14 protein-coding genes are annotated in these 13282 nt (G+C 71.7%); 8 read left to right on the forward strand and 6 right to left on the reverse strand.

The features are described from left to right. Window positions 1–223 precede the first annotated feature (223 nt). Window positions 224–1651 carry a 7,8-didemethyl-8-hydroxy-5-deazariboflavin synthase subunit CofH gene (cofH, locus tag SD626R_RS03205; RefSeq protein ID WP_092563381.1) on the forward strand — a complete coding sequence of 476 codons (1428 nt, stop codon included), beginning with the start codon at window positions 224–226 and terminating at the stop codon, window positions 1649–1651. Window positions 1652–1791: 140 nt separating this feature from the next. Beyond that, window positions 1792–2109 (forward strand): DUF2250 domain-containing protein, encoded by a 318-nt coding sequence (locus SD626R_RS03210; RefSeq protein WP_092563384.1) that lies wholly within the window; start codon window positions 1792–1794, stop codon window positions 2107–2109. A 31-nt stretch (window positions 2110–2140) separates the two neighbouring features. On the opposite strand, the gene hmgA is transcribed toward SD626R_RS03210, so the two are convergent. Together hmgA and SD626R_RS03220 are read right to left on the reverse strand one after the other, a co-directional pair. Continuing rightward, entirely contained in the window at window positions 2141–3364 is a 1224-nt protein-coding gene (gene hmgA / locus SD626R_RS03215) for a hydroxymethylglutaryl-CoA reductase (NADPH) (RefSeq protein ID WP_092563387.1), read from the reverse strand. A 77-nt stretch (window positions 3365–3441) separates the two neighbouring features. Then, entirely contained in the window at window positions 3442–3915 is a 474-nt protein-coding gene (locus SD626R_RS03220) for a GNAT family N-acetyltransferase (protein WP_092563390.1), read from the reverse strand. 138 nt (window positions 3916–4053) lie between these two features. Between SD626R_RS03220 and SD626R_RS03225 the strand changes: the two genes are divergently transcribed. The 4 genes from SD626R_RS03225 to SD626R_RS03240 all read left to right on the forward strand — a co-directional run bounded on the left by SD626R_RS03225 (window position 4054) and on the right by SD626R_RS03240 (window position 7560). After that, window positions 4054–4929, forward strand: coding sequence for a DUF502 domain-containing protein (locus tag SD626R_RS03225; protein WP_092563393.1), 876 nt, complete (start codon window positions 4054–4056; stop codon window positions 4927–4929). Further along, on the forward strand, window positions 4926–5357 hold the full coding sequence (locus SD626R_RS03230) for an archease (RefSeq protein ID WP_092563396.1): 432 nt from the start codon (window positions 4926–4928) through the stop codon (window positions 5355–5357). The genes SD626R_RS03225 and SD626R_RS03230 overlap by 4 nt, the downstream gene beginning before the upstream one ends. Before the next feature lie 70 nt (window positions 5358–5427). Beyond that, entirely contained in the window at window positions 5428–5955 is a 528-nt protein-coding gene (locus SD626R_RS03235; protein WP_092563399.1) for a hypothetical protein, read from the forward strand. Between the two features lie 96 nt (window positions 5956–6051). Next, window positions 6052–7560 (forward strand): RtcB family protein, encoded by a 1509-nt coding sequence (locus SD626R_RS03240; protein ID WP_092563402.1) that lies wholly within the window; start codon window positions 6052–6054, stop codon window positions 7558–7560. 68 nt (window positions 7561–7628) lie between these two features. Here the strand turns inward: SD626R_RS03240 and SD626R_RS03245 are convergent, their stop codons facing one another. From SD626R_RS03245 to SD626R_RS03260, 4 genes are all read right to left on the reverse strand, one after another. Beyond that, on the reverse strand, window positions 7629–8357 hold the full coding sequence (locus SD626R_RS03245) for an SDR family NAD(P)-dependent oxidoreductase (RefSeq protein ID WP_092563405.1): 729 nt from the start codon (window positions 8355–8357) through the stop codon (window positions 7629–7631). Between the two features lie 69 nt (window positions 8358–8426). Beyond that, complete coding sequence (locus tag SD626R_RS03250; RefSeq protein ID WP_092563408.1) at window positions 8427–8738, reverse strand: thiamine-binding protein; 312 nt, start codon at window positions 8736–8738, stop codon at window positions 8427–8429. A gap of 458 nt (window positions 8739–9196) precedes the next feature. Then, window positions 9197–10132 carry an alpha/beta hydrolase gene (locus SD626R_RS03255; protein WP_092563411.1) on the reverse strand — a complete coding sequence of 312 codons (936 nt, stop codon included), beginning with the start codon at window positions 10130–10132 and terminating at the stop codon, window positions 9197–9199. After that, window positions 10129–10596 (reverse strand): DUF8159 domain-containing protein, encoded by a 468-nt coding sequence (locus tag SD626R_RS03260; protein ID WP_092563414.1) that lies wholly within the window; start codon window positions 10594–10596, stop codon window positions 10129–10131. Before SD626R_RS03260 ends, SD626R_RS03255 begins: the two co-directional genes overlap by 4 nt. Before the next feature lie 316 nt (window positions 10597–10912). Between SD626R_RS03260 and SD626R_RS03265 the strand changes: the two genes are divergently transcribed. After that, entirely contained in the window at window positions 10913–12043 is a 1131-nt protein-coding gene (locus tag SD626R_RS03265) for a DUF4013 domain-containing protein (protein WP_092563417.1), read from the forward strand. Between the two features lie 25 nt (window positions 12044–12068). Further along, window positions 12069–13136: an mRNA surveillance protein pelota gene (locus tag SD626R_RS03270; protein ID WP_092563420.1), complete on the forward strand. Its 1068-nt coding sequence runs from the start codon at window positions 12069–12071 to the stop codon at window positions 13134–13136. Window positions 13137–13282 lie beyond the last annotated feature (146 nt).

A 13282-nucleotide genomic window follows, 5' to 3' on the forward strand; every position in this document is an offset into this window, starting at 1 on the left:
GTCCCTCGCGCGTGCTCCTCGGCCGCGAGGCGGCCTCGGAGGCACGCGCCACCGCGGTTATCTAAATATGAAACTGAGCGCACCTTGCCGATTTATATCCCGCGTCGCCGTCGGCGGTTCGACCTCTGTTTCGCCGCATTTCGCCCGTGCGGCCCGTATCACGGTTCTGAGAGGGGATGCCGTGACCGTCCCGCTTTTGGTCGTGGGGCGGGGACGATTTCACATGACTTCGGCGCGGGACCCCGACGCGGCCGCCGGCGACGCGGCCGCGCTCGACGACGACTTCGGCTTCGACGACCCCGCCACCGGCCAGTCGTTCGAGAACGCGCTGGCGAAGGCCCGCGACGGGACGCGGCTGACGGTCGACGACGCCACCGAGCTCCTCGCGACCGGCACCGACCGGGCGGGGATCGACCCGGTCCGCAAGGAGGCCGTCCTGGAGGCCGCCGACCGGCGGCGTCGCGAGGCGGTCGGCGACGAGGTGACGTTCGTCGCCAACCTCAACAACAACGTCACGACCGCCTGCAACACTGGCTGTCTGTTCTGCAACTTCAAGGACTCGGCGCACGCGTTCGAGACCGACAGCGACGCGGACCACGCCGGGTTCACGAAGACGCCCGCCGAGTCCCGCCGAATCGTCGAGGACGCCCTCGACATGGGGATCTACGAGGTGTGCTCGGTGTCGGGGCTCCACCCCGCGCTGGCCCTGAACGAGGAACACCACGAGGTCCTCGCCGCCCACGATGACGCCGCGAGCGCGGTGAACTACAAGCCGCCCGAGCGGTACGCCACCGACCCGGGCACCTACGTCGAGCAGATCGAGGCGATGTCCGTCGGCGGGGTCCACCTCCACTCGATGACCCCCGAAGAGGCGTACCACGCCGCCCGCGGCACCGACTGGGGGTACGAGGCGGTCTACGGCGAGCTTGCCGACGCCGGACTCGACTCCGCGCCCGGCACCGCCGCGGAGATCCTCGTCGACGAGGTCCGCGACGTGATCTGCCCGGGGAAGATCCGCACGGACGACTGGGTGGCGGCGATGGAGGGCGCGGTCGCCGCCGGCCTCGACGTCACCTCGACGATGATGTACGGCCACGTCGAGACGGTCGAACACCGCGCGGAACATCTGAAGGTGATCCGCGACCTCCAAGACCGCACCGGGGGGATCACCGAGTTCGTCCCGCTCTCTTTCATCCACCAGAACACGCCCCTCTACCGCCACGGCGTCGTCGACTCCGGCCCCTCGCGCGACGAGGACGAGCTGGTGGTCGCGGTCGCGCGGCTCTTCCTCGACAACGTCGACCACGTGCAGGCCTCGTGGGTGAAGTCGGGCGACGCCCACGGTCTGAAGCTGCTCAACTGCGGTGCCGACGACTTCATGGGCACCATCCTCTCGGAGGAGATCACCAAGCGCGCGGGCGGCGAGTACGGCGAGTACCGCTCGTTCGACGACTACGTCGAGATGATCGCGGCGATCGGCCGCACGCCGGTCGAGCGCTCCACCGACTACCGCACCCGCCGCCGGATCGACCCCGACGAGGGGCCCCACGGGCCGCGGCTCGGCCCCCGGGCCGACGGCTCTCCCATGCTGCCGGACCGGTCGCGCGACGGCCCGGACCCCGGGAGCGAGTCGGCCGGCGCGGACGACTGAGGACCGGCGACGAGAGCGAGTCGGCCGGCGCGGACGACGGGGGATCGACACCGACGCACGTCTCCTTCCCTTTCGCCGTCTCCCAGGGACCGGGAACGGCCGCAATACTCTTTATATTGGTATGCATTAACACGGGTAGCATGCCAGCGTCAGACGCACCGACCGCCGGATCGGGGAGCGGTACGCCGGCTGAGGAGGACGGCGCCGACCCCGACCGCTCCGGACTCGCGCTCACCCGCTCCGACGAGCGGGTGCTCGCGTACCTCGACGACGTCGGGACCGACTACCCCGCGTTCGTCGCGAGCAACACGGGGCTGTACGTCGAACACGTCGAGTCGCGGCTGGACGCGCTCGACGCGGCCGGACTCGTCGAGCGGGCGACCGGCGAGGCGGTCTTCCGCGTCACCGACGCCGGCCGCGACGCGCTCCGCGACGACTGCGACCGGTGGTCGGACTGAGCGCTTCCCGTGAGGCGACCGCGGCGACGACCTACCGACCGAGATCCGCGTGCGCCGAGGAGAGATGCCTGGAGCCGAGCGCGGCGAGTAACGAGAGCTCGCCTGCCAGCGCGCCGACCGCGATCGCCTCCGCGAGCGCGTCGGCGTTGTCTCCGGCGGGGTCGCCGCCCCCGCGGACGCCGAGCACGTCGAGCCCGGCGGCCTGCGTCGGGAGCGTCGTTCCGCCGCCGACCGTGCCGACTTCGAGGCTCGCGAGCGACACGGAGCAGTAGAGGTCGCCGTCGGGCGTCGCCTCCGCGGTCGTGATCGCGTTCGCCCCCTCGACGACCTGCGCCTCGTCCTGCCCGGTGGCGAGGAACATCGCCGCGACCGCGTTGGCGACGTGGGCGTTGAAGCCGAGCCCGCCGGCCTTCGCGGAGCCGACGAGGTTCTTCCGGGTGTTGATCTCGGCGATCGCCTCCGGAGTCGTGTGGAGCCGGTCCTCGACGACCTCGCGGGGGACCTCGACGTCGGCGCTCACCGAGCGGCCGCGCCCCTCGACCGCGTTGATCGCGGCGGGCTTCTTGTCCGAACAGAGGTTCCCGGAGAGCGCGACGAGCGAGGCGTCCGTCTCGGCCTCGATCGCGTCGCAGGCCTCCCGCGTCGCGATGGTGGCCATGTTCATCCCCATCGCGTCCTTCGTGTCGTAGCGGAACCGCAGGAAGACGTTGTTACCGACGACGTACGGCGTCACGTCCAGCAGCTCGCCGTGGCTCGTCGTCGACTCCGCGGCCTCGCGAAGCGTCTCCTCGTTGTCGCGCACCCACGAGACGAGCGCCTCGGCCTCGGCCACGTCGGCGACGCGGAACACCGGCGCGCGGGTCATCCCGCTCTTCGTCACCCGCGCGGTCGCCCCGCCGGCGTCGTTCACCACGGAGCAGCCGCGGTTGATCGAGGCGACGAGCGCGCCCTCCGTGGTCGCCAGCGGGAGGTAGCGTTCGCCGGCGAACGCGCCGCCGTCGACCGAGACGGGGCCGGCGACGCCCAGCGGGACCTGCACGGCGCCGATCATGTTCTCGACGTTCGACCCGTGTGCGTCGGCGGCGTCGAAGGCGTAGTCTCCGAGGACGTCGATATCGGCGTCCGCAGTCTCGGCGACGAGCCGGCGCCGGGCGGCCGCGGCGGTGTCGGCGTCGGCGTGCTCTTCGAGCTCGTGGAAGCGGACCTCGCCGTCGCGGACGCGCTCCGCGAGCGACGCGGGGGTGGCGCCGGTCATGCCCGCGTCTCCTCGCGGCGCGTGCTAATGGTTGTCGATTCCGCGGGGGAGACGGGGGTGCCCCGGCCGCGGCCGCTTCAGCGACCGACGATCCCGGAGAGTCGCTCGCGGAGCGACTCGCCCCCGAGCTTGAGGTAGTAGGCGTCGCCGCCGTCCTCGTAGTAGCCGTCGATCCGGCGGACGACCTCGAAGCCGAGGTGCTCGTAGAAGCCGAGCGCCGACTCGTTCGTCGTCCGGGCGTGACAGGTGACCGACCGGTGCTCCTCGGCGACGTCGGCGACGAGCCGCTCCGCGTGGCCGCGCCCCCGGTGGTCGGGGTGGACGGCCAGGAAGAGGATGTAGCCGTCGCGGCGGACCGAGGCGAACGCGACGAGCGCGTCGTTCTCGACGAGGAGGTGCGTCGTGGAGCGGCGGTAGGCGTCGGTGAAGAAGCCGCGGCGCTGCCGGAGGACCCCTTCCTCCGCTCGGATCCGCTCTTTGAGGTCCCACGCCGCCGCGGCGTGGTCGGACGTTCCGGGCGAGTCCGTCCGCTTCTCCACGTTGACGCTCACTGCAAGAAGGTAACACGCCAGCGGATTATAACTCCACCGCCACCGGGGAGGGTTGCGGTCGGGTCCCTTCGGTGACCGCCTCCCCGCCCCCGCTCGTCGACGGAAGCGTTTTGGTTCGGTCGTTCGTGGAGACGGACGATGGCCGCCGAGTCCCCGCCGGACCGCGGGCGCCTCAGACGGGCCCTGCTGACGGGCGTCGCCGTCATCGTCCCCTCCGTCATCACGCTCGCGGTGCTGGGGTTCGTCTTCAACGCGATCTACGACTACCTGGACGCCTTCTCCACCGCGATCCTGCCGCTGCTGCCGCCGTCGGCGCTCCCGGTCGACCGCGAGGTCGCCATCGAGGTCGCCACGCCGGTCGTGTTCGTCGGGACGATCCTCCTCATCGGGCTCGCCGTCGAGTCGACGCGGTACGGGGAGCGCGCGGTCGACTACGCCGACTACGCCATCGAGCAGATCCCGGGCGTCGGCTCCGTCTATCAGGGGTTCCGGCAGATGAGCGACGCCATGCTGGAGTCGGACGGCGGGAACTTTCAAGAGGTGGTCCTCGTCGAGTTCCCGACCGAGGACGTCTACACCCTCGCGTTCGTCACGAGCGACACCCCGGACAGGGTCGCCGGCCCGGCCGAGGGCGGTGAGATGCGGACGCTGTTCATGCCGATGGCTCCGAACCCGGTGATGGGCGGCCACGTCCTGTTCGTCCCCGAGCGCCGGATCGTCGAGGTCGACCTGAGCGTCGAGGAGGGGATCCGGGCGCTGGTGACGAGCGGCGTCGCCCTCGAACGCGCCGCTGCCGACGCCGACGGCGTGTCGCCGTCGCAGGTCCGGAACCCTGACTCGGAGGGCCGGATCGGCTCGTACCACTCCTCGATGTCGGACGCCGCGAAGCGGCCGGACGGGGAGAGCGATCGGGCGAGCGGCGGATCGGGGAGCGACCGGGACGGCCGAGACGACGACCGGAGCGGACGGAGCGACGAGCGGATCACGCCCGACGACCCCGGTGACGAGACGTGAGCTTCGACCTCCGAGACCACACCGCCGACGTGGCGGTCGAGGCGACCGCGCCGACCTTCGCGGCGCTGTTCGAGTCCGTCGCCGACGGGCTCACCGCCGCGAGCTGCGAGGCGGTCCCCGAAACCGGCGAGCGGTTCGAGCTCACCGTGACCGCCGAGAGCCGCGAGGCGCTCCTCTTCGACTACCTCGACCAGTTGATCTACGAGCGCGACGTGCGGCTCGTCCTCCCGGCCGCCCACCGATGTGCGGTTTCTGAGTCGGACGATGTCGGAGGAGATGACGGCGCGGCTTGGACCGTCGAGGCGACGGCTCGCGGGGTCCCGCTCGACGACGTCGCGGCCCGCGAGATCAAGGCGGTCACCTACTCCGAGATGACCCTCGAACGGCGGGACGGCGAGTGGTACGCGTACGTCGTCTTCGACGTCTGAACGGGGATGGAATCCCGATAGGACGGAAATCAGTGGAAACGATTTTTACTACCGAGTTCCTTGTTACCGTATGTCACAGACGGGAGCGACGGCGACGGCGGACCGGCGCTGGCGGGCGGGCGCGCTCGGAGGGCTCGTCGCCGGCGTGGCGATGGGCGTCGTGTTACACTGGATACTGGGGCTCATGCCGACGATCGGCGCGCTCGTCGGCGTAGAGACGGTCCTCGTCGGCTGGGCCGTCCACCTGTTCAACAGCGCCCTGTTCGGGGCCCTGTTCGCCGCGGTCTTCGACCTCGCCTTCTTCGACGACCTCCGCGCCGACGTCGGCGGCTGCCTCTCGCTGGGCGTCGTCCACTCGGCGTTGCTGGGGGTGATCACGGGCGGGCTGCTGCTGCCGACCGCGATCGCGCTCGAAGGGGCCACGTCGCTGCCGGTTCCCACGCTGCCGGTCCCCGGGCTCACGGCCAGTTTCGAGTTCCGCGCGGTGATCGCCGTCGCGCACCTGATCTACGGGCTCGTGCTCGGCCGCGTCTTCGCCGCGCTCACGCTCGCCGAGGGCGCGATCGGCTGGCTGCCGTTCGACCCGGTCGACCGGTAGCCGGATCGCCGCGCCCGACGCGAGCGACTCGCGACGACCGCCGACCCGCGTCCGCCTCTCGCAACGCCCTTCTCCCCCCGCGCCGAACCCGGTGGTATGACCACGCGCGAGTTCGACGGGATCCGACTGGAGAAGGTGCGCGAGCACGTCTGGGAGATCCCCCGCGAGGGCGACATGAACGTCCCCGCGCGGGTCCTCGCCAGCGAATCGTTACTGGAGGAGATCGGCGACGACGACTCGCTCCGGCAGCTGAAGAACGCCACCCACCTTCCCGGTATCGTCGAACCCGCGCTCTGTATGCCCGACGGCCACCAGGGGTACGGCTTCCCGGTCGGCGGCGTCGGCGCGATCGACGCCCGGACCGGCTGTATCTCGCCCGGCGCGGTCGGTTACGACATCAACTGCGGCGTTCGGATGGTGCGGACGAACCTCACCTACGACGACGTGCGCGGCCGCGAGGAGGAGCTCGTCGACGCGCTGTTCGAGGCGGTCCCTTCCGGGCTCGGCGGCGGCGGCGTGATCGGCGGCGACGCGGACGCAATCGAGGGCGCCCTCGAACGCGGCGTCGAGTGGGCCGTCGATGAGGGGTACGGGATCGAGAGCGATCTCGCGCGCTGCGAGGACGAGGGGCGACGCCCCGACGCTCGGCCGGAGTACGTCTCCCAGAAAGCGATGGACCGGGGCCGCAACCAGATGGGGTCGCTCGGCTCGGGCAATCACTTCCTAGAGGTCCAGCGCGTCACGGACGTGTTCCGCGGGGACGTGGCCGAGGCGTACGGCCTAGAGGAGGACGGGATCGTCGTCCTCATCCACTGCGGGAGCCGCGGGCTCGGCCACCAGACCTGCAACGACTACCTCCGCCGGATCGAGAAGGAGCACGGCGACCTGCTCGCGGAGCTGCCGGACAAGGAGCTGGCGGCCGCGCCCGCCGGCTCCGCGCTGGCCGACGAGTACTACGGCGCGATGGGCGCGTGCATCAATTTCGCGTGGGTGAACCGCCAGCTGATCACCCATCAGGCCCGCGAGACGTTCGGCGAGGTGTTCGACGCCGACCCGATCGAGGACCTCGGGATGGAACTGCTGTACGACGTGGCGCACAACATCGCGAAGAAGGAGACCCACGAGGTCGGCGTCGACGCCGACGGCCGCCCCGCGGTCGGCGACGAGGCGGTCGACCGCGCGGAGCGGGAGCTGTACGTCCACCGGAAGGGCGCCACGCGCGCGTTCCCCGCGGGCCACGAGGACGTGCCCGAGGCGTACCGCGGCGTCGGCCAGCCCGTGATCATCCCGGGGAGCATGGGCGCCGGCTCGTACGTGCTCCGCGGCGGCGACGAGTCGATGTCGGTGTCGTTCGGCTCGACCGCCCACGGCGCCGGCCGGCTGATGAGCCGGACGCAGGCGAAACAGGAGTTCTGGGGCGGCGACGTGCAGGACGACCTCGAAGACGGGCAGCGGATCTACGTGAAGGCGCAGTCGGGCGCGACGATCGCCGAGGAGGCGCCCGGCGTCTACAAGGACATCGACGAGGTGATCCGCGTCAGCGACGAGCTCGGTATCGGCGACAAGGTGGCGCGGACGTTCCCCGTCTGTAACATCAAGGGGTGACGCGGCGACTCGACCGGTCAGCGGCCGGGCCAGGCCGGGCGGCCCAGTCCGCCCGGTCTGCCCGGCCCTCAGAGGTGCATCCCCCCGTCGACCTCCAGCACCTCGCCGTGGACGTACTCGTTGTCGATTAGGTAGCGGACCGTGTCGGCCACGTCGCCCGGCCCGCAGGCGTACTCGGGGAGGTGCGTGTCGACGTTCTCGTGGCCGCGGAACTCGATCGCTTCGAGGTACTCCAGGATGACGTCGTTGAGGTCGGTTTCGACGGGCCCCGGCGCGACGGCGTTGACCTGCACGCCGTCCGGGCCGAGCTCTCGGGCGAGCGCGCGCGTCAGCCCGTGGAGCCCGGCCTTGCTCGCCGCGTAGCTCGCGTCGACCGTCCCGAGCGTGCCGCCGACGCTGGAGAGGAAGACGACGTCGCCGCCGACCTTCCTGAGGTGCGGGGCCGCCGCGCGGGTGACACGGAACGCCCCGGAGAGGTTGGTGTCGATCACCGACTCCCACTCGGCGTCGCTCGTCTCCTCTAGGCGGTTCGGGCGCGCGATCCCGGCGTTGTTGACGACCGCGTCGAGCGAGCCGAACGCGTCGACGGCCGTCTCGACGAGTCGGTCCGCGGCCGCGGACTCGGAGACGTCGGCCCGCACCGTAATCGCGTCTCCGCCCGCCTCGCGGACCAGCTCCGCCGTCTCGGTCGCGGCTTCCTCGTCCGACCGGTAGTTGACGACCACGTCGCGCTCGGCCAGCTCGACCGCGATCGCCCGCCCGATTCCGCGGCTGCCGCCGGTGACCAGTATCGCCATACCCGCACGTGTGATTACTCATCAATACCACTAACGAATATACTCTGTCGAGGCCGGATTCCGACCGGGTCAGCGCTCGCGTCTCGCCTCGCGTCCGAGCTCCTCTTCGACGGCCTCGACCTTCCGGTCCGCGGTCGTCTCCGCGGTCCGCTTGTCGTCGATCTTCAGCACCGTCGAGACGCGGTCGCCGTCGACGGCGTCGTGGGCCGCCGCGGCCGCGGCGAACACCGTCTCGGCGTCGTCGGCCTCGATGACGGTGCCCATCGGGTTCGTCTCGTAGCTCACGTCGAAGTCGTCGAGCGCGGCGACGGCCTTCGCCACCTCGCCGGCCATGCTCCCCTCGATCACCGGTGCGACGCTCAGCAGCGCGACCGTGGTCATGGGCGTGGGTGCGTCGTCCGACCACTTAAGCGGTCGTCAGAGACGGGAGCGACCACGCGAACGAGTCGCGAACGGTCGGTTATACGTGAGTGACGGCGGATCGGCGGTCAATCCCCGCAAAAGTCCCAGCCGCTCGCTCATACGTGTTAGGCTGCGGATCGGCGGTAAACAACCCCAAAGCCCCAGCCGCGAGGACGGCGCAGGCGACGTAAGCACTGGAAGGAGCGAACGAAGTGAGCGACTGAAGCGCACAGCGAGCCTGCGCCGTCCTCGCGGCTGCCCCTTTGAATCCCACCCGACCGCACAGCACCGCACCTCACGCCTCCCCAGCCTCGCCGCTCACGCCCTGCGGGCGTTCGCGGCGTCCCTCGCGCGTGCTCCTTGCGGCCGCCTTCGGCGGCCACTCGGAGGCACGCGCCACCGCTAGGGATTGACTCGGGTCGAACCACTTGAGGGGGTCACTCCAGCGCGTCTCTGAGGAACGACAGCTGATGCCCGACCGCGGGCTCGAAGTCCTCGCCGAGCGGCGAGAAGTGGTCCGCGGGCATGGTGACGACGGTCCCGCGCGAGAGCGACTCGCCCGCGTCGACGACCGCGTCGCTGTCGACGATCGCGTCGTCGGTCCCCGCCAGCAGGAGGGTCGGCGCGCGGATCTCGCCGATCCGCTCGACCGGTCGGTAGTTCGCCACCCGCAGCAGCGACCGCGCGGGCGTCTCGTTGCGCCACGTCGACTCGCGGTCGACCAGGTCGAGGTACTTCCGCTTCGTCCCCGGCTCCGTGATCGCCGCGAGCTCCTCGGTGGTGCCGACGATGGGAACGGTCCTACCGCGACCGAACCGACTACCGATCAGATCGCGAAGCCCGGCAGCGCCCGACCGCGCGAGGTACTTCGCCCCCCGGCGCCGAGCGATCGCTCGGCCGTCGAGCATCGGGACCGCCCCGATCACGGCGTCGACGTCGCCGCGATCCGCGGCGAGCGTGAGGACGTGCGCCGCCGACAGCGACGCGCCCCAGAGCACGAGGTCGCGCCCGACGGCGTCGACGCGGCGGACGCGGTCGATCGCCGCCGCGTAGTCGGCGCGCTGGTCGGCCGGGTGGACCGCCTGCGAGTCGCCGTCGGAGGCGCCGAACTCGCGGTAGTCGAAGCAGAACGCGGCGTAGCCGGCGTCGGCGAACCGCTCCGCGACCGCCGGGTAGCCGAAGGTCCGCTCCGCGCCGAGGCCGGGGGCCATCACGATCGCCGGCGGGTCGTCGGCGTCGCCGCCCGGTAGGTAGAGCGTGCCGCGGCAGGTGTCGCCGTCGACGTCGAAGGCGAGCGCGCGGGTGGCGAACCGCTCGCGGGGCGGCCGGTCGAGCCGGCGCTGCGCGCGGTTCACCGGGTTCCGGCGGGTCACGTCAGGTCCCCGGACGCCGCCGGATCGTCGTCGGCTGGGGCGTTTCCGTCGGTGGGCTCGGCGTCGCCCTCTGCCGTGTCGGAGTCGTCGGCGTCCCCGTTCTTTTCCGCGGGCTCGTCAGCGTGCGACAGCGTCTCCAGCACGCGCGCCGAGAACTCCGTCTCCGAGATCTCGTACGCGGCCAGCGCCTCGAACCACTCCGCCTCGGCGTGCCACGTCCCGAGGACGTCGCCCGGCGCGCGGACGACGGTCCCCTCGACCCGGACGGGCTCCCACTCGTCGGCCTCGGCCTCGTCGATGAGCGCGTTGAGGGCGCGCCCGATCTCGCCGTGGTGCACCTCGCGCCCGGGGAACGCCGTCATGTACGTGAGATCCAGCGGGTCACCCTCGTCGATCTCCTCGACGCTGATCCCGTAGCTGCGGAGCGCCGGCTCCACCTCGGCCGTCTGCTCGTCGCCGGTCATACCGGACGGTCGACCGGGCGGGATAAATCGCTACCGGCGTCGCTCGCGGGGGAGGGAACGGGTCGGTCCGGCAAAAGCCGCGGACGGGGAGCGGCCGCCGCGGACGGCGGCCGTAATCGGAGTTGTCAGAGGCACACGATTGTCCCGCGCGGCCGGTCGGTGATACTCCGTGAACTCATATAAACACTCGGGAGGCGGCGTTTCGGGTCCTCCGCTCCGAGGCGAACCCGTGGTCCGACGCGACCGGGACGGTCCCCCTCCCCGACGCGGTCGCCGACCGGCCATCCTTTATTGCCGTCGCGAAACAGGATCGGGTATGATCCGGGGCGTGTCGTCGGCGCTGTCGCGGTCTCCGGACGCCCTCGGCGTCTTCGTCGTCGGCGGCCTCCTGACCCTCCTGACGTGGGTCGTCACGCCGGCGTGGGTCGCGGGCGCCCTGCTCTTTCCCCCGCTGGTCGTCCTCGCGCCGCTCGCGCTCGCGCCGGCCTTCGTCGCCCGCGGGTACTTCGCCCGTGTCGTCGCGGGCGGCGGCGCGACCGGGAACCGGGACGGCGCGCCGTCGTTCGTCGCGTGGAACGAGCTCTACCGAAACGGGCTCAAGTCGGCCCTCCTGAGCGCGCTGCTGCTCGCACCGCTGGCGCTGCTGGTCGCGGCCGTCGCGCTCGCCGGGTCCGTCGTCGGTACCGGGCTCGTCGACCTCGGACCCGCGCTCGACCTCGCGGAGCGCGCCCTCGGCCCGGCCGGAGCCCCCGCCGTCGCCGTCGCCGGCGGCGGGTCCCTCGCGGTCGTCGCCGCGGCGTACCTCCTCGCGTTCGCGTACGTCAGGCCGGCCGCGCTGGCCGCGTTCGCCGCCTCCGGGCGGCTCCGCGACGGCCTCCGGCCGGGACGGGTCGCTGCCGTCGCCGGGTCGGGGGAGTACGCGACGGCGTGGGCCGTCGCGGTCGCGGCGCTCGGCGCGGGGTACGCGCTCGCCGCGCCGTTCGTCCCGCTCGCGGTCGGCGTCGCGTTCGTCTTCGCCGCGCGGGTCGTCGCGCACGCCCTGTACGGCCGCGGCGCCGCGGGAGCGGTCGGGTTCGGCGCCGCCGAGCCGGTCGGGACGGTCGCCCCGCAGACGTCGTCTCCGCCGGCGTCGTCCCCGTCGGCGGACCCGGCGCCCGCGCCGCGTTCCCCGGTCGTCGAACGCGCTCCGGACCGCCCCGACGGCGGGTTCCGTCGCGCGATGTCCGAGGCGCCGGCGTCGGTACAGACCGGTCGGTCGGTGCCGTTCGGCGGCGACCCCGCGCCGCCGAGCGACCCCGGCGGCGTCGGCGACGCCGACGGCTTCGAGTGGAACGTCGAGGTCGACGGCGAGGAGCGGGCCCCCTCGGCCGACGGCGAGAGCCGGGGACCGCCGGTGGACGGCGGCTTCGAGTGGGACACCGGCGTCGACCCGGAAAACAAGAGTTGATACGAACGGGGGCGAACGGTCGCGTATGCGCATCTCCGACCGGGGCTACGGCGAGGAGGGCCGGGAGCGGCTCACCCTCGTCCCCGAGAACGTCGACGACCTCTGGCACCTCGCGCACGTCCTCGAACCGGGGGACCTCGTCGAGGGCGACACCACTCGCCGGATCCAGCGGAACGACGACCAGATGCGGGACACCGGCGGCCAGCGCGAGCACATCTTCGTCACGCTGGAGGTCGACGACGTGGAGTTCGCCCGATTCGCCAACCGGCTCCGCGTCTCCGGCGTGATCGTCGCCTGCTCCCGCGAGGACCAGCTCAACGCCCACCACACGCTCAACGTCGAGGAGCACGACGAGATCACGGTGGAGAAGCACTTCAAGCCGGACCAGACGGAGCGGCTGGAGGAGGCCACCGAGGCCGCGGAGAACCCCGACGTGGCCATCGCGACGGTCGAGGAGGGGGCCGCCTACGTCCACACGGTCCAGCAGTACGGCACCGAGGAGTACGCCTCGTTCACGAAGCCGACCGGGAAGGGAGAGTACTCCCGGCCCCGCGAGGAGCTGTTCGCCGAGCTCGGCGAGGCGCTCGCGCACCTCGACGCCGACGCCGTCATTTTGGCCGGCCCGGGGTTCACGAAGAGCGACGCGCGCGACTACATCGAGGAGGAGTACCGCGACCTTCCCGACCGGATCACCACCGTCGACACCTCGGCCGCGGGCGACCGCGGCGTCCACGAGGTCCTGAAGCGCGGCGCGGTCGACGAGGTCCAGAAGGAGACGCGGATCTCGAAGGAGGCGAGCCTCATCGACGAGCTGACCGAGAACATCGCGCAGGGCGCCAAGGCGACGTACGGCCCGGAGGACGTCGCGGAGGCCGCCGAGTTCGGCGCGATCGAGACGCTCCTCGTGGTCGACGAGCGGCTCCGGCAGGAGCGGCAGAACGAGGGCGACTGGTCGATCGACGTCAACGAGGTGATCGAGTCGGTCGAGCAGCAGGGCGGCGACGTGGTCGTCTTCTCCTCGGAGTTCGCGCCCGGCGAGCAGCTCTCGAACCTCGGCGGGATCGCCGCGATCCTGCGATATCGGTTAGAGTGAGAGCCGGGACCGGAGCAGCGTCTATTTACAAACTAACCGTGCGGTGGCGCGTGCCTCCGAGGCCGCCCCGCGGCCGAGGAGCACGCGCGAGGGACGCGGCGAACGCGAGCGGCGAAGCCGCGAGCCGTGAGCCGCGAGGCTGGGGA

This window comes from Halorubrum sp. SD626R, assembly GCF_001261915.1.
Lineage (GTDB): Archaea > Halobacteriota > Halobacteria > Halobacteriales > Haloferacaceae > Halorubrum.